This window comes from Streptomyces sp. NPDC001393, from assembly GCF_053597455.1.
This window is the reverse complement of sequence record NZ_JBSFIH010000097.1, coordinates 1-17,772: the sequence shown is the minus strand read 5'-3', so window position 1 is coordinate 17,772 and position 17,772 is coordinate 1. Positions and strand designations below refer to the sequence as shown.

At 71.3% G+C, this 17,772-nt stretch carries 17 protein-coding genes and 2 pseudogenes; 4 read left to right on the top strand and 15 right to left on the bottom strand.

Going from position 1 to position 17,772, the window contains the following annotated elements; translation table 11 throughout:
- Together ACWC2T_RS44155 and ACWC2T_RS44150 are read left to right on the top strand one after the other, a co-directional pair.
- The coding region (locus tag ACWC2T_RS44155; protein ID WP_450675937.1) for a cytochrome P450 at positions 1-432 on the top strand (432 nt) is incomplete at its 5' end.
- 7 nt (positions 433-439) lie between these two features.
- A pseudogene (locus tag ACWC2T_RS44150) lies at positions 440-703 on the top strand (transposase); the annotation flags it as partial.
- Between the two features lie 200 nt (positions 704-903).
- Here ACWC2T_RS44150 and ACWC2T_RS44145 read toward each other — a convergent pair.
- The 5 genes from ACWC2T_RS44145 to ACWC2T_RS44125 all read right to left on the bottom strand — a co-directional run bounded on the left by ACWC2T_RS44145 (position 904) and on the right by ACWC2T_RS44125 (position 6,842).
- Entirely contained in the window at positions 904-1,863 is a 960-nt protein-coding gene (locus ACWC2T_RS44145) for an L-tyrosine/L-tryptophan isonitrile synthase family protein (RefSeq protein ID WP_450675936.1), read from the bottom strand.
- A gap of 150 nt (positions 1,864-2,013) precedes the next feature.
- On the bottom strand, positions 2,014-3,276 hold the full coding sequence (locus tag ACWC2T_RS44140; RefSeq protein WP_450675935.1) for a cytochrome P450 family protein: 1,263 nt from the start codon (positions 3,274-3,276) through the stop codon (positions 2,014-2,016).
- Positions 3,277-3,287: 11 nt separating this feature from the next.
- Entirely contained in the window at positions 3,288-5,114 is a 1,827-nt protein-coding gene (gene asnB / locus ACWC2T_RS44135; RefSeq protein ID WP_450675934.1) for an asparagine synthase (glutamine-hydrolyzing), read from the bottom strand.
- 16 nt (positions 5,115-5,130) lie between these two features.
- The gene (locus ACWC2T_RS44130) at positions 5,131-6,546 is read right to left on the bottom strand and encodes an MFS transporter (protein ID WP_450675933.1); all 1,416 of its coding nucleotides are present in this window, start codon (positions 6,544-6,546) and stop codon (positions 5,131-5,133) included.
- 131 nt (positions 6,547-6,677) lie between these two features.
- Entirely contained in the window at positions 6,678-6,842 is a 165-nt protein-coding gene (locus ACWC2T_RS44125; protein WP_450675932.1) for a hypothetical protein, read from the bottom strand.
- A 341-nt stretch (positions 6,843-7,183) separates the two neighbouring features.
- Here ACWC2T_RS44125 and ACWC2T_RS44120 point away from each other — a divergent pair, with 341 nt between their 5' ends.
- Positions 7,184-7,399: a heavy-metal-associated domain-containing protein gene (locus ACWC2T_RS44120; protein ID WP_450675931.1), complete on the top strand. Its 216-nt coding sequence runs from the start codon at positions 7,184-7,186 to the stop codon at positions 7,397-7,399.
- A 66-nt stretch (positions 7,400-7,465) separates the two neighbouring features.
- Here the strand turns inward: ACWC2T_RS44120 and ACWC2T_RS44115 are convergent, their stop codons facing one another.
- The 10 genes and pseudogenes from ACWC2T_RS44115 to ACWC2T_RS44070 form a co-directional block, all read right to left on the bottom strand.
- Positions 7,466-8,284 (bottom strand): ABC transporter ATP-binding protein, encoded by an 819-nt coding sequence (locus ACWC2T_RS44115; RefSeq protein WP_450675930.1) that lies wholly within the window; start codon positions 8,282-8,284, stop codon positions 7,466-7,468.
- The gene (locus tag ACWC2T_RS44110; RefSeq protein ID WP_450675929.1) at positions 8,281-9,354 is read right to left on the bottom strand and encodes a FecCD family ABC transporter permease; all 1,074 of its coding nucleotides are present in this window, start codon (positions 9,352-9,354) and stop codon (positions 8,281-8,283) included. The genes ACWC2T_RS44115 and ACWC2T_RS44110 overlap by 4 nt, the downstream gene beginning before the upstream one ends.
- Before the next feature lie 2 nt (positions 9,355-9,356).
- Positions 9,357-10,436 (bottom strand): ABC transporter substrate-binding protein, encoded by a 1,080-nt coding sequence (locus ACWC2T_RS44105; RefSeq protein WP_450675928.1) that lies wholly within the window; start codon positions 10,434-10,436, stop codon positions 9,357-9,359.
- Between the two features lie 183 nt (positions 10,437-10,619).
- Positions 10,620-11,234 (bottom strand): sigma-70 family RNA polymerase sigma factor, encoded by a 615-nt coding sequence (locus tag ACWC2T_RS44100; RefSeq protein ID WP_450675927.1) that lies wholly within the window; start codon positions 11,232-11,234, stop codon positions 10,620-10,622.
- Between the two features lie 179 nt (positions 11,235-11,413).
- Positions 11,414-12,081: pseudogene (locus tag ACWC2T_RS44095) on the bottom strand (hypothetical protein).
- A gap of 170 nt (positions 12,082-12,251) precedes the next feature.
- A complete protein-coding gene (locus ACWC2T_RS44090) occupies positions 12,252-12,773 on the bottom strand; it encodes a copper chaperone PCu(A)C (RefSeq protein WP_450675926.1) in 522 nt (173 codons plus the stop codon).
- Positions 12,770-15,043, bottom strand: coding sequence for a heavy metal translocating P-type ATPase (locus ACWC2T_RS44085; RefSeq protein WP_450675925.1), 2,274 nt, complete (start codon positions 15,041-15,043; stop codon positions 12,770-12,772). Before ACWC2T_RS44085 ends, ACWC2T_RS44090 begins: the two co-directional genes overlap by 4 nt.
- Positions 15,043-15,276, bottom strand: coding sequence for a hypothetical protein (locus ACWC2T_RS44080; protein ID WP_450675924.1), 234 nt, complete (start codon positions 15,274-15,276; stop codon positions 15,043-15,045). The genes ACWC2T_RS44085 and ACWC2T_RS44080 overlap by 1 nt, the downstream gene beginning before the upstream one ends.
- 188 nt (positions 15,277-15,464) lie before the next feature.
- On the bottom strand, positions 15,465-16,205 hold the full coding sequence (locus ACWC2T_RS44075) for a YcnI family copper-binding membrane protein (protein WP_450675923.1): 741 nt from the start codon (positions 16,203-16,205) through the stop codon (positions 15,465-15,467).
- A gap of 39 nt (positions 16,206-16,244) precedes the next feature.
- The gene (locus ACWC2T_RS44070; RefSeq protein WP_450675922.1) at positions 16,245-16,844 is read right to left on the bottom strand and encodes a hypothetical protein; all 600 of its coding nucleotides are present in this window, start codon (positions 16,842-16,844) and stop codon (positions 16,245-16,247) included.
- Between the two features lie 337 nt (positions 16,845-17,181).
- Between ACWC2T_RS44070 and ACWC2T_RS44065 the strand changes: the two genes are divergently transcribed.
- The gene (locus tag ACWC2T_RS44065; RefSeq protein WP_450675921.1) at positions 17,182-17,466 is read left to right on the top strand and encodes a hypothetical protein; all 285 of its coding nucleotides are present in this window, start codon (positions 17,182-17,184) and stop codon (positions 17,464-17,466) included.
- The last annotated feature ends 306 nt before the right edge of the window (positions 17,467-17,772 follow it).

Below are 17,772 nucleotides of genomic sequence, written 5' to 3'. Positions count from 1 at the left end.
CCCCAACTGCTGACGGCAGTGCGAGGTGGCGCCGTCCCGATACGGTCGGTGGTCGAGGAGACGCTGCGCTGGAACCCCCCTTTCGCACTGGCAGTGCGCCGCTTTGTCCTCGAAGACGTCAGCATCGGAAACGCTCTCATCCCGGCCGGCAGCCGCGTGTGGGTCTCCATAGCTTCGGCGAACCGGGACGGGCGAGAGTTTGCGTCTCCCGACGTGTTCGACCCGGGCCGTGCACCAACTCACCTGGCGTTCGGCTACGGAGTGCACTACTGCCTTGGCGCCCCGCTCGCTCGGATGGAAGCGGAAATCGCCGTACAGTCCCTCCTGGAAAGGTTCCCCGTGCTTGAACTGGCCGTAGCGCCTGACGAGTTGGAGTGGTGGCCGACGTTTCACAAGCGTGGGCTGCTCAGCCTCCCTGTGGTGACTGACTGAAGTGATGACCCCCTACCTCGCCTTCCCACCCGGGGTAAGGAAGGTCGTCTAGTCGACGAACCTGATCGAGTCGATCAACGCACGGCTGCGGAAGACCACCCGCAACCGCGGACACTTCCCCTCCGAACAGGCCGCGCTGAAGGTGCTCTATCTCGCCGTCCGCGAGCAGATCACCCCCAAGGCCCGCGATGTCAACCACGTCGCGGCACATTGGAAGAAGGCGCTGAACCAGTTCTCACTCTTCTTCGAGGACCGGCTCAACGCCAGGTAACCCCCATGGACTTACACAAAGTCACTGACGCTTCCAACTGGACTGGGCTAGATGACAATGAGTTGACTCTTCGTCCGCTCGTGACCGGTATTGACGGACAGCCTTGTGTCCCGCCTTACCAGCTGACCTTCGTCGACCATGGCACGAACGGCCTCGGACGCGGCTGAGCCACGCCTTTTCCGCGTCGCGTCGGTGCATTCTCACTGAGCCCCAGGCAGGCAAGCTGACCGGTTCTGGTCGAAGTGACTGTCTCTGCCGCCTTGCCGCACCAGTCGACCCATCCGGGCGGCTTCGGCTCTGGGCATGAGAGTCCACCTACCGTCGCTACGACGCAGGGCGGCGGAGTGCCAGGGGGTCGTCCAGGCGTCGGGGGCGTCGAGGAGGCGGATGCCGAATTTCGGGGCGCCGATGGGCTGCGGATGGATGGAGAGGCGTACCGCGCGGGGGTGGTGTTCGGCGATCAGGGTGCCCCAGGCGCGGCTGCGCTGGATGACGCCGTAGGCCCGTTGCCGACAGGCGCGCTGGAGGGCCGAGCGGGTGCCGGTCCAGTCGGCGGTGTCCTCGACGAGGAAGCGGGTGATGCCCCGATAGAGGGCGAGGGACTGGTCGTCGGCGCGGATCTCCGCGCGGAGGGCCTCCAGAGTGGGGGCGTAGCGCTCGTGGATGTGGGTGCGTTTCATGTCGTGCGGGAGATCGCCGAAGACGTCGCGCAGGTCGAAGACGGACAGTCTGTGCAGGCCCATCCGGCCTATCTGTATGCGCAGGTCGTCGGCGTAGGCGTCGATGTGGTCGTCGGGGACACCTATGAGGTCGCCGAAGACGTGGCCGTCCGAGCAGATGATCACGCGGGCGCCGGGCGGGTAGATCCGCTCAATCTGGGTGCACAGGGTGTTCAGGAACGCCAGGGAGAGGCGTTCGCCCTGGTCAGGGAGGGGGCCGAGGACCTTGGCGCGGTTGGGGGACTTGCAGGGGAAGCCGGGCAGTGTGAAGAGAATGGGGGCGCCGTTGGGTACGAAGGCGGCGATGCTGCGCAGCTGATGCGGGAACGCTTCCGGGGGAGCGGGGGCGGGGTCGGTCGTGCGCTGGTGGGGCAGGAGCAGGTTCAGGATCTCGGTGGCGATGCTCGTGGGGAGGGTGTCCGGTGCGGTCGTCAGGGGCATGTCGTTCCTCCTGGGGTACGAGGGCGTGCGAGGGCACGTCGACATGGCGCCGTGGCGGGAGTGGAAGCCAGGCGCCTGGGGTCAGTGGGCGTTGGTCAGCCGGGGCCGGGTCGGCCGGTGTGGCCCGACCCGGTCAGCGGTACGTCGGTGTCAGAGGCGTCGGTCGTACCCGACGGGGAGGTGGTTGGTGCCGCGGCCGAGGACGGCCGGGATCCACTTGATGTCCTCGTCTCTGATGGCCAGATGGAGGCCAGGCAGGCGGGCAAGCAGGGTGCCGAGGGCGATCTGGAGTTCGGCGCGGGCGAGGGCGGCTCCGGGGCAGAAGTGGATGCCGTGGCCGAAGGCGAGGTGGGGGTTGGGGCTGCGGTCGAAGTCCAGGGTGTCCGGGGCGGGGAAGCGGTGTGGGTCGCGGTTGGCCGCGCAGAGGGAGACGATCACGGAGTCGCCGCCGGGTACGCGCGTGCCCTGCAGATTGCTGTTCTTGTCGAAGAAGCGCCAGGTGGTGAGTTCGAAGGCGCTGTCGTAGCGGAGGAGTTCCTCCACGGCGCGGGGCAGCAGGGCCGGGTTGTCGCGCAGACGCGCGAGCTGGTCGGGGTTGCGGAACAGGGCGATCAGGGCGGTGGTGATCTGGTTGGTGACCGGCTCCTGGCCCGCGACGAGGAGCTGGAAGATCATCGAGTCCAGCTCCTCCTGCGACAGTTCACGCCGGTCGCGTGCCACGACGAGGCGGCTGAGCAGGTCGTCGTCCCAGTGTTCACGCTTGTGGGCCACGACGTCGGCGATGTAGCTCTGCAGGCCATGCAGGCGGGCCTCGTACAGGGGGCGGCCGGGGTCGGTGGGGCCGACCGGCTGGACGACCTTGCCCCAGTCGCGGTCGAAGCGGGCCGCCAGCTCCTGCGGGAGGCCAATCACCTCGGCCAGGACCTGGAAGGGGAACTGGGCGGCGAAGCCGGTGACGAGGTCGGCGGGACCGTGCTCCGGCAGTGCGTCGACGACAGCGTCGGCCAGTTCCTGGAAGCGCGGGCGGAGCTGCTCGATGCGGCGCGGGGTGAAGGCGTCCGTCACGAAGCGACGCATCCGGGTGTGCTGGGGCGGGTCCTGATGAAGGAGGTGCACCTGGAGCTGGGAGTGCTGTGGCTCGGGCATGATCGAGGCTCGGGCTCGCCAGCGGTCGTTGCCGCGGTCGTGGTTCTTGCCGAGGCGGTCGTCGTTCAGAGCCGCGTGGGCGGCGTCGTAGCCGGTGACGAGCCAGGCCTGTACGCCGCTGGGGAAGAGGACCCGGTGCACGGGGCCGGCCTCGCGCATCTGCTCATACAGGGGGTAGGGGTTGCTCTTGTAGGGGCAGCCCATCAGCGGCACGGGTTCGGGCAAGGTGTCCGGATCCGCGGCTGGATGCTGTTCCTGGAGGGTCATGGGGAGGCTCCTCAGAGGGCGAGTTCGGGCCGGTAGTGGTCCAGCCACAGGGCGAGGTCGATGACGCGTTCGAGGCGCAGGCGGTGGCCCCACTCCAGTCGGTCGGGCGGGGTGTCGAGGCAGGGCTTGATGCGGGTCTCGTCGGCGAGGGCGCGGACCTGTTCGCCGGCGAGCGCGTCGCGGGCCAGGTCCTGCAGGCCGCGGTTGTAGTCGGGGTGGTGGGTGGCCGGGTAGTGGTTCTTGGGGCGGTGCAGCACCGAGTCCGGAGCGAGGCCGGCGTCCATCGCGCGGAGCAGGCTCTTCTCCCGTCCGTCGAAGCTCTTCAGCGCCCAGGACGTGGAGAAGGCGTACTCGACGAGCCGGTGGTCGCAGTACGGCACGCGTACCTCCAGGCCCTGGGCCATGCTGAGGCGGTCCTTGCGGTGGAGGAGCTGGCGCAGCCAGCGGGTCAGGGACAGGTGCTGCATCTCGCGTTGGCGGTGTTCGGCGGGACTCTCGCCGTCGGTATGCGGTACGGCGGCCAGGGCGGCGCGGTAGGTGTCGTCACGGAACTCGGCTATACCCAGGTCGAGTTCTGGGTTCAGCGGCATGGCGGCGTCGTCGCCAGTCACCAGGAGCCACGGGAAGGTTTCCGCTGCCAGGGCCTTCGGGTTGTGGAACCAGGGATAGCCGCCGAAGACCTCGTCGGCGGCCTCGCCGGAGAGCGCGACGGTGGAGTGCCGGCGTATCTCGCCGAACAGCAGGTACAGCGAGGTGTCCATGTCGCCGACACCGATGGGTGAGTCGCGGGCCACGACGACGGCCTTGCGGTGCTCGGGGTCGAGCAGGGCGTGCGGGTCGAGGACGACGGTGCTGTGGTCGGTGCCGATGAAGGCGCCGGCCTCGGTGGCGTAGGGCGTGTCGTGGCCGGTGCGCAGGACGTCGCCGGTGAACTGTTCCGCCTGGTCGCTGTAGTCGACGGCGTAGGAGCGGATGCGGGCGCCCGGGCCTTCGCGCAGGCGGAGTTCGTCGGCGAGCAACGCGGTCAGGACGGTGGAGTCGATGCCACCGGAGAGCAGGCTGCACAGCGGGACGTCCGCTTCGAGCTGGCTGCGGGCTGCGGCACCGACCAGGGTGCGGATTCGCTGGATGGCCGTGTCCTGGTCGTCGGTGTGGTCAGCGGCCTCCAGCTGCCAGTAGCGGCGTTCACGGATGCCGTCCCGGTCGAGGACGAGCACGCCGCCCGGCTCGACCTCCCTGACGCCGGACCACACTGTGGGGCCGGTGTTGAACAGCAGGCTGTACGCCTCCCGCAGACCGTCCGCGTCCACCCGGGGCCGGATCTCCGGATGGGCGAACAGGGCCTTGGGCTCCGAGGCGAAGGCCAGGCCGCCATCGACAGTGGCCCAGAACAGGGGCTTCACCCCGAGCCGGTCGCGGACCAGGAGCAGTCGCTGGGCGCGTTCGTCCCAGACGGCGAAGGCGAACATGCCCTCCAGGTGCTCGGCCACCGCCTCCCCCCACTCGGCGTACGCGCGCAGCACCACCTCGGTGTCGCTGCGCGTGAGGAACGCATGGCCCCGGGCGCGCAGTTCGGTGCGCAGTTCGTGGTGGTTGTAGACCTCTCCGCTGTAGCTGAGCACGATGGCCGGCTCGTCGGGCCGGTCGGCCATGGGCTGTACGCCGCCTTCGAGGTCGAGGACGGCCAGGCGCCGGTGGCCGATCGCGGCCCGCTCGCCAAGCCAGACGCCTCCGGCGTCGGGGCCCCGCGGGGTGAGCGTGGCGGTCATGGCCTCGATGACCGGGGCCTGGGGACGGGCGTCGCTGTGGAAGGACACCCAGCCGGTGATTCCGCACATGGGGAGGACTCCTCGGTCAGGGATGGTGAGCGGCGGCAGCCGCGTCGGTGGTCTTCTCGGGGACGGGCGCGTGCCTGCGTCCGTCCAGGGCGAGCAGCGGTACGGCGATACAGGCGGCGACTGCCGCCAGGGTCAGCCCGGCCGTCACGCCGACATCGCCTTCGGCCAGGCCCCAGGTGGCGGTTGCCAGGGCGGGGCCGAGGGTGAAGCCGAGGCTGCGAGCCAGCTGGACGGACGAGCCAACGGTCGCGGCGCGGTCCGCCGGGGCGGCGCCCATGACCAGGGCCTGGGTCGGGCCGCCGTTCAGGCCCATGCCGAGTCCGGCCAGCGCCAGCCGCCAGGCCACGTCCACCGGCGACCAGTCATCCCCCAGCGGAACGAGGAGGAGCAGACCGGCGGCGGTGAGGGCAGCGCCGATGACCGCCACCGGCCGGGCCCCGTATCTGTCGGCGAGGCGACCGCCGACCGGGCCGGCCAGCCCCATGCCGAGCGGGAAGGCGAGCACGGTCAGCCCGGTCGTGGTGGCGCTGACGCCGTCGTCGTGCTGGAGGTGCAGGGCGACGACGTAGTGCATCGCGGCGAACCCGGCCGCCAGCGCCAGCACCGCCGTATGCGCCCGGAACAGCCTCGCCGCCCGCAGTGCGCCGACGACCGGGCGGCCGCCCGGTCCCCGCAGCCACCACCACAGCGGCGGTACGGCGGCAAGCGCGAGCACCAGCCACACCGGGTTTCCCGACGCCAGGGTCAGCGCCAGCAGCAGGGCGGCCACCCCGGAACCCATCAGCAGCGCATCCGCCGCCGACCGACGGCCGGGCAGGCGCAGGCCCCCGTCCCTCGGCATCGCCCGCCACGCCACGACCAGGGCGAGCAGGCAGAAAGGGATCTTGACCAGGAAGACGGCGCGCCAGCCCAGGTGGTCCAGCAGCAGTCCGCCCACCGCCGGACCGGTCACCGCGCCCAGCGGCCCCAGCGTCGCGGGCACGCTCATGGCCCGCCCGCGCAGTTCCGGCCGTACCGAACGCAGGGCGAGAACCGGCATCAGCACGAAGAGCACGGCCCCGAACGCGCCCTGCGCGAGGCGGGCGGCGATCAACCAGGCCGCCCAGGGTGCGGCGGCCGCCAACGCGCTGCACAGACCGAAGCCCGCGGTCGCGACCAGCAGGGCGGCGCGCATCCCGACCCCGTCCAGCCACCGGCCGACAGGCAACAGCAGAGCGACCACCGGCAGTTGATAACCCAGGACCGCCCACTGGGCGGTCGCGGCGGATACGTGTAGACCGTCGGCGATGTCCGCCAGGGCCACGTTGACGATGTTCATGTCGAGCATCGCCACGAACGACAGCAGGCCCGCCACCGCAACGAGCAGCCAGCGATCCTGGCCGCCGACGGGTATGTGGCCGGGCTGTTCCGAACCGGGACTGTGGCCTGTCACCGTTGCCGCCCCTCACGGTCGTGGGTGGGCTGCCGGACGGCAGCCTCGTCCCACAAGTCGGGAGGGATCGCACACGAGTTCCCGGGTGCGTCCAAAAATCATGGCGCGCAGGCTGAAACTGCCCGCGTCGATCAGTCGCGACGGCCGCCGCGTCCCGGCTTGCCCGACACGGTCGACTCCACCAGCAGGTACAGCAGCACGCAGAGGATCAGCCCGGCGGCACAGCCGACGGCCGCGCCGAACGCTCCGTCGACGACGGATCCCAGCCAGCCGTACCCGGCTACGAGAACGGCCACGGTGGCCGCGAGCAGTGGCCAGGCTCCCCCGTTGATCCGCGCACGACCACGCCGGATCGTCCTGGGCTCAGGATCCCAAGGCCATACCGCGTGGGAACCGCTGTGCACGTCGTGCCGGAGCCGCGCCATCCGACCGCCCTCCCCACGGTGCTGAACACGACCGCTGCCATGTGCGTACGGCGAAGGGTTCCTTCCCTGCCGCCGGACATCGAATCGGCATGCCTACGGCGGAACTCCGGGCTCCGCTCAGCCGACTACTGAGGCGACGGCGTCGGCCTGAACATGCGCGTTCGGGCATCCGTACGCCTCGCCAAAGTCCCGTCCGCATCGAGGAGTTCGCCATGGACCAGAAGCAGTACAACATCACGGGAATGAGTTGCGAGCACTGCGCGGTGAGCGTCAGGGAAGAGGTATCCGAGGTACCCGGGGTGAGCGAGGTCGTGGTCGGCCTCGCCACCGACGCGGTCACCGTGCACGGCACGGATCTCGACGACGAGCGGCTGCGCGCGGCGATCGTCGAGGCCGGGTACGGCATCGCCGACTCGATCGCCGCCTGATCCCGGCAGACGGCCGAGCGGGCAGGACGCGACCGTCGTCCTGCCCGAGCCCGTTCATCAGGCCCTTCATCCCCGCGTGGGCGTCTCCAGCGGCACGGCTGTCGGTGCCTCGTCCGCCGGCGTCCGGTGGTCGAAGGCGATAAGCGGGTCACCGGTGAGGGGATGGTCGACGACCGCCGCGCGCACGCCGAACACCTCTGCCATCAGGGTGGGTGTGAGGACGTCCCGCGGCGGGCCGGAGGCGATTACCGCTCCATCGTGCAGGACGTGGAGACGGTCGCAGACGGAGGCCGCGGCGTTCAGGTCGTGCAGCGACACCAGGGTCGTACGGCGCTGGGCACGCAGCAGAGCGAGCAGGTCGACCTGGTGGCGGATGTCGAGGTGGTTGGTCGGTTCGTCCAGCACCAGGATGTCCGGGTTCTGCGCGAACGCCCTTGCCAGCAGGACGCGTTGGCGCTCCCCGCCGGACAGGGCGGTGAAGCGGCGTCCGGCCTGTTCCGCCATGCCGACGTCGGTGAGTGCCCGCCCGACGATGTCCCGGTCGGCGGCGTCGTCCCCGGCGAAGGCCCGCTTGTAGGGTGTGCGGCCCATCGCGACGACCTCGCGCACGGTCAGCTCGAACTCGCTCCCGCGCTCCTGCGGCAGGGCGGCCACGTGCCGCGCCGACTGGAGCGGGGTCATCTCCCGCAGGTCGCTGCCGGCGAGCAGGACCCGCCCGGCGGTGGGCTTCAGGTGCCGGTAGACGGTGCGCAGGAGCGTGGACTTGCCGCTGCCGTTCGGGCCGACCAACCCGGTGATCTCGCCCTCGGCCGCGACGAGATGGGCACCCGCGACCACCGTACGGCCCGCGTAGGCGACGTGCAGGCCCTCGATGTCGATCCTCAACTGCCGCTCCCCAGGCGCCGGTCCAGCAGGTACAGCAGGGCCGGAGCCCCGAGCAGCGAGGTGACCACGCCGACTGGCAGCTCCTGCGTGTCCATCGCCGTACGGCACACGATGTCGACCACGACCAGCAGCACCGCGCCGAACAGTGCGGAGACCGGCAGCAGGCGCCGGTGGTCACCCCCCACGACCAGGCGGCAGGCGTGCGGCACCATCAACGCGACGAACGCGATCGCGCCGGAGACCGCCACCAGGACACCGGTCAGCACACTGGTGACGGTGAACAGCTCTCGGCGCAGCCGGGTGACGTCGATGCCCAGTCCGGCGGCCGTCTCGTCGCCCATCAGCAGGGCGTTCAGGCCCCGGGCGCGTGCCTGGAGCCACAGCAGCGCGGCGGGTACGGCGACGGCGGGTACCGCGAGCAGTTCCCACGTCGCTCCGCTGAGGCTGCCCATGAGCCAGAACAGGACGCTGTGGGTCTGCTGCTCGTCCCCGGCCTGCAACACCAGGTAGCTGGTGAACCCGGACAGGAACTGGCCGATCGCCACCCCGGCCAGCACCAGCCGCAGCGGCGCGAACCCGCCACCGCGCCGGGCCACCGCCCACACCAGCGCGAACGTCGCCAGCGCACCGACAAAAGCCGCCCCGGACAACCCCAGTCCCAGTGCCCCGCCCGCGCCGAGGCCGAGGACGATCGCGGCGACCGCGCCGAGGGAGGCTCCGTTGGAGATGCCCAACAGGTACGGGTCTGCCAGCGGATTGCGCACCAGCGCCTGCACGGCCGTACCAACGAGCCCGAGGCCGGCGCCGACGAGGGCGGCGAGCAAGGCACGGGGAAACCGGAGCTGCCAGACGATGAGGTCGTCCGTGCCGGGGCGCGGAGCCTCGCCGGACAGCCGCCGCCACACCACGCTCCACACCTCGCCGGGCGGGATCGACGTCGAGCCCCAGGCCACGGCGGCCGTCAGCGCGGCCAGCAGTGCCACGGCCAGAACCGCCGCCAGCGGACAGGCGGGCAGGCTGCCGCGCTCCTCCGCAGCCGCGGTGTTCCGGCGCACCAGTGTGAAGGCCACGATCAGGCGACCTTGCCCGGGTAGAGGGTCTTGGCGATGGCCTCGACCGTGTCGGCGTTCTCGACTCCCGCAATGGTGGTCTGCTCGGAGCCGATGCGCAGGAAGTGGCCCTCCTTGACCGCCTTCAGGCCCTTGGTGGCGGGGTTCGACTTCAGCCACTGCTCGGCCTCGTCGAACGCCTTCTTGTTCGCCGCCTCGCTGCCGCGGTTGCGGACGCCGAGCTGGATCCAGTCGGGGTTCTTCGCGATCACGTCCTCCCAGCCGACCTGCTTGTAGTCGCCGTCGCAGTCGGCGAAGACGTTGCGGGCGCCGGCCAGGGTGATCACGGCGTTGGCGATCTGGCGGTTGCAGGTGACGGAGGGCTGCTTCGTACCGGCGTCGTAGTCGAAGAAGAAGTACGTGGGCCGGTTGCTCTCCGCCGTACCGCCGACCGCCTTCTGGACCGCACCCACCTTCTCCTTCATCCCGGCAACGAGTTTCTGCGCCTGAGCGCTGGTGCCCGTGACCGCGCCGAGGGAGGTGATGTCGGCCTCGACAGCGGACAGATCGGTGACGGGGTTCTTGCTCTGTGCGGCGCAGGCGGTGGACTTCAGGTAGATGTGCTTGATCCCGGCCGCCTTGAACTCCTCCGCGGTCGGCGCATCCCCCATGCCTCCGCCGCCCATGCTTCCCATGGAGGCGAAGGTGTCGATGTAGACGTCGGCGCCGGAACCGAGCAGCTTCTCCTTCGGGATCACGGTCTGGCTGAGCACCTTGACCTTCTGCGCCTGTGCGTCGAGGCTGCCGGGCAGCGTGCCCTTGCCGGGCGGGAAGCCGGTGCCGATCACCTGGTCGCCGGCGCCGAGGCGGAGCAGCAGCTCCAGACTGGAGGCGTTGCTGGTGACGATTCTCTTCGGGGCGCTGGAGAAGGTGGTCCTGGCGCCCATGCAGTCGGTGACGGACACCGGGTAGCCACCGGAAGCCGCCTTCCCGGCCTGCCCCGCGTTCCCGTCCGCCGTGTCCTTCCCCCCGCCGCCGCAGCCCGCAAGCAGCAGGCCGCCCAGTACGACGGCCGCGGTACCGCCCCACACACGAGAACGCATCGAACAACTCCCGGATCCACTCGGTACACGGGCGAGCCTTCGCCACCCGCTCCAGTAGTCGGAGCGAAGGCGCCCTGAGTTCCCGGCCAGTTCGCGATCCGGCTCAGATGAACCGCTCCCGGTGCTCCAGCGACGAGGGTGCCGGCGCCGTTCTTCCAGCCGACGCCGGCACCCTCCTGGAACTCAGGCCGCCAGCGCGGCCGGATCGTCCGCCTCGTCCAGCAGGTCCATCAACGTCGCGCGGGCGCGAGCCACGCGGGAGCGGACCGTGCCGATCGGGCAGTCACTGACCTCGGCGGCCTCCGCGTACGGCAGGCCGAGCAGCTGCGTAAGGGTGAACGCCTCCCGACGGTCGTCGGGCAGCGAGGCCAGCAGATCCAGCAGCGCGACGCCGTCGTCGAAGCCGGGCAGGTCGCACGGCTGGGCCAGTTCGGCGGCCAGCTGCCAGTCCGGTACGTCGATCAGGCGCGGGCGGGCGGCGGCGTACCGGTAGCTGTCGATCACCGCCCGGCGGGCGATGGACAGCAGCCAGGACCGCGCCGAGGAACGCCCCTCGAAGCGGTGCAGGCTGCCGAGCGCGCGCAGGAACGTGTCCTGCGCCAGATCGTCCACGGCCTGCGGATCGCCGCACAGATGGGCGACATAGCGCTGCACGTCCCGGTGCAGGGCGCCCACGAACTGCTCGACCGCGTCCGCGTCACCGCCGCGGGCGGCCAGCGCCCATGCGGTGATCGATTCGTCGAGCGCCGCCGGGGGGTCACTCCGGGTGCGCGAGGTGGGCAGGGCAGAGGTAATCACCTGGTGTCCTTCTCGGGTCAACCGTGATCCGGACCAGGGCGCGACGAAGCGCGCGGTCCGGTGAAAGGGGGAGAGCCGGCCCTACGGCGTCGCTGAGGCGTCACCACGCCTGTGCGGTCGTACGGCCGTGGCCCGAGGCGCACACGGACAGCCGCGCAGCCTCGGGAAACCAGCTGTCTTCAGGCGACAGCCGTTCCCACGGGCGGACCCCGAGAAGTGATCGCGTGGACGAGAAGGAGGAGACGCGGCGCCCGGTCCGAGCAACGGCGCCGCATGTGGACGCGGGGGCGATCGGGGGTATCGGGCAGGCGAGCAGCAGCCGCAGCGGCGCCGCCAGCCATCCGGCCGTCGCCCGCAGGATCCGGAAGGCGGCCTTTTCGCCGTACGCCAGCCACAGGCCGCACAGCACCGCGGCGAGCAGGTGGGCGGCGAGCATGCCGAACGACGACGAACCGCCGTCCATGGAGTGCCCCATGTGGTCCATGGGGCTCATGCCCGTGTGGTCCATATGCATGGCGCCCATGTCCATGGAGCTGCCCATGGAGCCCATGCCGCTCATGCCCGTGGAGGCGGAGCCGTCGGACGTGCCGGACGTCGACTGGGCGTAGGAGAACGCCTCGTGGAGCACCGTCTGGGCGGCGACCACGACCGTCACGATCAACGGCAGCCCGCGCTCACGCCCCGCCAGACACCAGCCCACGGCACCGGTCACGGCCCCGCCGGCGGCCAGCGCCCACGCGGGCACGTTGGCGCCTGACATCAGGACGTGGCCCAGGGCAGCGAGCAGCACGCACATGGCCGCGAACACCGCGGCCCGTATCGCGCGAGCACACCACCCTGCTGTCATGGCGCCTCATCCTCGCATCCGGACTTCGGTCGTCATGCGTGGGTACGGACATCCACGGGGGACCGTACTCAATCCACAGGGTGTGATCCAGCCCACGGCAACCGGCTGGAACTCGACGACGCTCTGCCCCGACGTGTTGGAGAGGATTCATCCGCCCTCAGTACGGGCGGTCACCGACCGCTGTCGCTCGGGCGGATCACGACCGCGATCGTCTCGACCGGCGCGCTGCGCTCGAAGTGCAGCGTGAACGGCACGAGGTCGCCCTCCCGCCAGCCGGCCCCGGCCCGCATCGTCACGTCCACGCCACGCGGCGACATGGACAGCACGCCGCCCGCGGGGACGCCAGCCTCGGTCACGTCCGCCTTGTAGGCGGTCCGGCCGCCCAGCATGCGGTGCCCGCTGAGGGCGATCCGGCCGTGCGTGGCGGTGGACGTCACGTTCACCAGCCGGTCGCCCGCGCCGCCGACGTTGGCGATGTCGAAGAGCGCCGCGGTGTCCGTGCTGTCCCCGTACGGCAGCAGGACCCGTCCGTTCGAGACCGTGATCCGGGGCGGGCTGCCCGCCTTCCCGGCCCCGGTCCAGGTCGTCAGCCCGCCCAGGGCGAGGCTGCAGGCGGCCACGGGCGCGAGCGCGGCGAGGATGGTGTCGGTCAGCCGACGGCGAGTGGGGCGCCAGAGGTTCTGCTCGGTCATCGGTTACGCCTCCGGGCGGGAGCGGGCGAGGGTTGCCAGGCGCGCAGCCGCAGGCTGTTGCCGACGACCAGCAGCGAACTCACCGACATCGCCGCCGCGGCGAGCATCGGATTGAGCAGGCCGACCATGGCGAGCGGCACGGTCACGACGTTGTATCCGAAGGCCCAGACGAGGTTGGCCCGGATCGTGCCCAGCGTGCGCCGGGCGAGCCGGACCGCGTCCGCCAACGCCTCGATGTTCCCGCGTACCAGCGTCACGTCGGCGGCCCCGATGGCCACGTCCGTGCCGCTGCCCATGGCGATGCCCAGGTCGGCGCCGGCCAGGGCTGCGGCGTCGTTCACGCCGTCGCCGATGACAGCGACGCGGTAGCCCTGCTCCTGCAGGTCCCGTACGAGGTCGGCCTTGGCCTCGGGGGTGCAGCGGGCGTGCACCTCGTCGATGCCCAGGGCTGCGGCCACGGCTTGCGCGGGTGCCTCACGGTCACCGGTGGCGAGCACCGGCCGCACGCCGAGGCGCCGCAGCCGGTCCACGGCCCGGTAACTTCCGGCCCGTACGACGTCCCCGACCTCGATCAGGGCCTCGGCCACACCGTCCACCCGGACCAGCACGGGCGTGTGGGCGGCGGTCTCCGCCACCGACAGCGCGTCTGCCAGGGGCGTGGGCAACTCGCCGTCGGAGGCGAGGACTTCCACCAGCCGGCCCTCGACCAGGCCGCGCACGCCCCGCCCCGGCAGGGCGGCGAACTCCCTCACGTCCGGCAGCGGCCCCTCGGGGAGTTCCCGCCGGGCGTACGCGGCGATCGCCCGGCCCAGGGGATGCTCCGAGCCGTGCTCGACGGCACCGGCCAGCCGCAGCGCCGCCTCCCTGCCGAGTCCGCCCGGTACGAAGGTGACCCGGGCGACGGTCATGTGGCCGGAGGTGAGCGTGCCGGTCTTGTCCAGGACGACCGTGTCGATGTGCTGGAGCCCTTCCAGCGCCTGGGGTCCGCTGACCAGAACGCCCAGTTGGGCACCGCGGCCGGTCGCGGCCATCAGCGCGGTCGGCGTGGCCAGGCCGAGCGCGCACGGGCAGGCCACGACGAGCACGGCCACGCACGCGGTGAGCGCGGCCTGCGGGTCGGCTCCGGCACCGAGCCAGAAGCCGAGGCAGGTGACGGCCAGCGCCAGTACGACGGGGACGAAGACGCCTGCCACCGTGTCGGCCAGCGGCTGCGCCCGTGCCTTGCCGGCCTGGGCCTCGGTCACCAGCCGGGTGATCCGGGCGAGCTGGGTGTCGGCACCGACGGCCGTGGCCATCACCAGGAGCAGCCCGCCGGCGTTGACGGCGCCGCCGACCACCGCCGAACCCGGCCCGACCTCGACGGGCTCGCTCTCCCCGGTGACCAGGGACAGATCCACTGCGGAGCTGCCCTCCACCACCTGCCCGTCGGTGGCAACGCGCTCCCCCGGCCGTACGACGAAGACCTGCCCCGGCCTCAACCGCTCGATGGGAACAAACCGTTCGTCGTCGCCGTCGCGGATCGTCACCTCTTTGGCGGCGAGTTGGGCCAGCGACCTGAGCGCGGCCCCGGTCCCGCGCCGGGCCCTCGCCTCCAGGAACCGCCCCGCCAGGACGAACAGCGGTACACCGACGGCCGCTTCGAGATAGAGGTGCGCCGCACCGTCCGAAACCGAGGGCACCAGCGTGAACTGCATCCGCATGCCGGGCTCCCCGGCACCGCTGAGAAAGAGCGCGTAGGTGGACCAGGAGAAGGACGCCACCACACCCAGCGACACCAGGGTGTCCATGGTCGCCGCCGAACGCCGAAGCCCACGCGCCGCACGCACATGGAAGGGCAGCGCGCCCCAGACGGCGACCGGCGCGGCCAGCGCGAAGCACAGCCACTGCCAGTTACGGAACTGCAGCGCGGGCACCATAGACAGCACCAGCACGGGCACCGCGAGGAGCGCGGTGATCAGCAGCCTGTCCCGCTCCCGGCGAGCTTCCTCGCACCCGCCCGCGTCCTCGCCCTCGCGCGTCTCGGGCGGCTTGGGCGGTTCGGGCAGGGCGGCCGTGTAGCCGGCCTTCTCGACGGTGGCGGCAAGTTCCTCGGGGCTGATCCGCGGCGGGTGGCTCACACGCGCCCGTCCGGTGGCCAGATTGACGGTCGCCGTGACCCCGTCCAGCTTGCCGAGCTTCTTCTCGACGCGCCTCACACAGGCCGCGCAGGTCATGCCGCCGACGGTCAGGTCGGTCGTCATCAGGTCGACGGCCACCGGTTCCCCGCCCATCAGTGGCCACCCCCGTGCATGGCCCCCATGTCGTCCGTGCCGCCGCCCTCGCCGGAGTTGCTGTCGCCCCGGCTCGTGCCGGTGCCGTGCATGCCGGGCGCGACGGGCCCGGCGGCGTACGACACCGCGAACACCAGCGCCAGCAGGAGAAGGAATCCGCACAGGGCGGGCGGCGGCGCGAGCTTCCACAGCACCGCACCAGCGCCGGAGGAGAATTGCCGGGACTCGTCCATCAACCGCGTCTCCAGATCACGTCGTGCGGCGTCGGTCGGATCGCGCCGTACTGCATCAGGAGTCGGGGCCGCCGGGGGTCGAGTTCCGGAGCAAAGTTGTGGTCCGTGTCACGTGCGGGACAACTGTGCCGGGCTCGCGGCGACGGAACGCTGCCCTGCCGACGGCTGCCGTCGGCAGGGCAGGTGCACTATTCCGCCCGGGGTCCGGCGGAACGGCCGCGCACGACGGCAAAGCCCGCCGCCGCGAGGCCCAGTACCCCGACGACCAGCCCGGCGATGCCGAGACCGCGGGCGGTCGAGTCGCTGGCCGATGCGGTCGACTTGGTGCTGTCGGAGCCCTTCGAACCCACCGGCGAGGCGGTCGAGGTGCCACCGCCGTCCTCGGTGCCCTTGGCGGTGAGCTTGAGCGCGGGTGCCGGGTTCTGCGGCTCCTGGCCGCCCTGTGCCTCCTCGATCCAGCGGACGATCTTGCCGTCGGAGTACGTCTGCAGGGTCTTGAAGGTCAGCTGGTCGGTGTTGTCGGGCAGCTGGCCGAAGGCCACGTTGAAGTCCTCGTACTGACCCGGCGCGATCTTTCCACCGCTGAAGGTGATCTCGGAGGCGGCGTCGGTGATGGTGCCGTCGTCGGTCTTGACGGGCGTCTTGAGCTTGGTGTTGGTGACCTGGGCGGTCCAGCCGTCCTGCGGGTGGACGAGCACGCCGAGGACGGGGTGGTCGGTGGGCAGGAAAACCTGGACCTTGGTGGTGGAGGCGTTGTCCTCCTCGTTGGGGACGCGGAAGGTCAGCACGCCGTCGGTGGCGCCCTTGGCGTAGCTGTCGGGGTGGACGGTGACGTGCGCCGAGGCCACGCCCGCGGCGGCGAGCAGTCCGGCGGCGGTGAGGGCCGTGACGGCGCCGGCGCGGCGCAGGGTGGTGCGGGTCCTGGACATGAGGTGAGGGATCTCCGTACGGAAGAAGGGATGTCGGGTTCAGATCGCGTACGACAGCGCGTACGACATCCCGGGCGGCGGCCCCCGTCGGTGAACGGCGTACCTCAGCCGTACCTGCCGCACCGCCCACGGCTCACCGGCGGCCCGACGCACCTGCCCTGGCCCGGCCGGTGCGTTCCATGCCCCGTCGGCCACCTGCCACCAGGCGGCGAGCCCCGGCACGAACGCGACCGCCCACCGCAGCAGCGACCACAGTGCCGCCTCACCGCGCCGCAGCCACCAGGTCAGCAGCAGGGCCGCCCCGGCATGCGCGGCGGTGGCGTGCGGTGTCAGTGCATGGGGCGCTTGGACCATCCGCATGCCGTGCATGACCATCGCGGCGTGATGGGGCTCGGCGGCATGGAAGGCGAGGTGCAACCCGCCCTGGGCGGCCAGAGTCCCCGTGCCGATGGCGGCCAGCGACCGCTCACGGCCACCCAGCAGACAGCCCGCCGCGAAGACCGGCACGAACCCGGCGGCCTGCACCCACACCGACGGCGCCATGCCCGTGGCCATGGCATGCCCTCCGGCAGCGAGCAGCACGCACAGCACGGCGAACACCGCCGCGCGCACGCTCCGCACCGCCAGGGACACACTCACGGCACCTGATGCTGCCACGCGCCCAAAGGATCTCTCCTCCGGCCCAGGCATACGCATCACCGCCCACGGACTCACACCTCGACCTGCCCCCTCCTTACGAGTCGGACGCGAGTGCCGTTCAGTTCCCGGCCACCTTGGCGAAATCGAAGCACCGGCAGCACTCCGAGGAGCACGGGCGCACTCCCGCCGCCTCCGCGCCCCCCCTGCACACGACGGGGTCGCGCGTCCGCCGCATCCGCGCCGGGTATCCCCGGGACAGTCCCCCGCGGCCACCGCTCTGTCCGTTCCGTCCGGACACCGGAGTGCCGCAAACCCCATGCCATGGAGGTAGATCAGCATGACCGACACCAGCGGGCTGGAACCCGTCGCCACGTTCTGCGGCGAGTGCGACTGCGGCTGTCCCCAGCTGTTCGTCGACCCGGCCGCCCCCACCGACCGCCGCATCGTCCTCACCGACGACTTCGGTCAGCAGGTCCAGATGAGCGCCGACCAGTTCTCATCGCCGCGCTGGCCGCCGCCGGCCGGGCCGACATGGTCCGCGACACGGGCGGTGAACGCCTCTTCCGCTACCGCCCCGGCCCCGACCACCGCCACTACCTCATCTGCACCCAGTGCGGCCTGAGCCGGCCCGTCGGCTCCGGCCCGGTGGAGGAATGGGCCGACACCATCGCACGGACCTGCGGGTTCGCGAACGTCCGGCACACGGTGGAGTTGTCCGGGGTGTGCCCTGACTGCGACTGACGGCATGCGACGGCCGGACGGCCATGAACATACAGCGCAACCACCGTAGGGGGTGATGCAGTTACCCATGGCATGGAGAGCACAGGCAGTATGCATGTCACCCGTCGGGCCCTGCTGTCAGTCGGCGGATTGATGTTTCTCAGCGCCTGCACAGCCCCTGGCGGTACGCCTGAACACGAAGCGAGGC

What these genes read in the sequence shown, in the direction of transcription:
- ACWC2T_RS44080 (WP_450675924.1), bottom strand. Translation starts at nt 15,276, where the DNA reads ATGGACGAGTCCCGGCAATTCTCCTCCGGCGCTGGTGCGGTGCTGTGG.
- ACWC2T_RS44075 (WP_450675923.1), bottom strand. Translation starts at nt 16,205, where the DNA reads ATGTCCAGGACCCGCACCACCCTGCGCCGCGCCGGCGCCGTCACGGCC.
- ACWC2T_RS44105 (WP_450675928.1), bottom strand. Translation starts at nt 10,436, where the DNA reads ATGCGTTCTCGTGTGTGGGGCGGTACCGCGGCCGTCGTACTGGGCGGC.
- asnB (WP_450675934.1), bottom strand. Translation starts at nt 5,114, where the DNA reads ATGTGCGGAATCACCGGCTGGGTGTCCTTCCACAGCGACGCCCGTCCC.
- ACWC2T_RS44090 (WP_450675926.1), bottom strand. Translation starts at nt 12,773, where the DNA reads ATGACCGAGCAGAACCTCTGGCGCCCCACTCGCCGTCGGCTGACCGAC.
- ACWC2T_RS44145 (WP_450675936.1), bottom strand. Translation starts at nt 1,863, where the DNA reads ATGCCCCTGACGACCGCACCGGACACCCTCCCCACGAGCATCGCCACC.
- ACWC2T_RS44140 (WP_450675935.1), bottom strand. Translation starts at nt 3,276, where the DNA reads ATGACCCTCCAGGAACAGCATCCAGCCGCGGATCCGGACACCTTGCCC.
- ACWC2T_RS44120 (WP_450675931.1), top strand. Translation starts at nt 7,184, where the DNA reads ATGGACCAGAAGCAGTACAACATCACGGGAATGAGTTGCGAGCACTGC.
- ACWC2T_RS44085 (WP_450675925.1), bottom strand. Translation starts at nt 15,043, where the DNA reads ATGGGCGGGGAACCGGTGGCCGTCGACCTGATGACGACCGACCTGACC.
- ACWC2T_RS44065 (WP_450675921.1), top strand. Translation starts at nt 17,182, where the DNA reads ATGACCGACACCAGCGGGCTGGAACCCGTCGCCACGTTCTGCGGCGAG.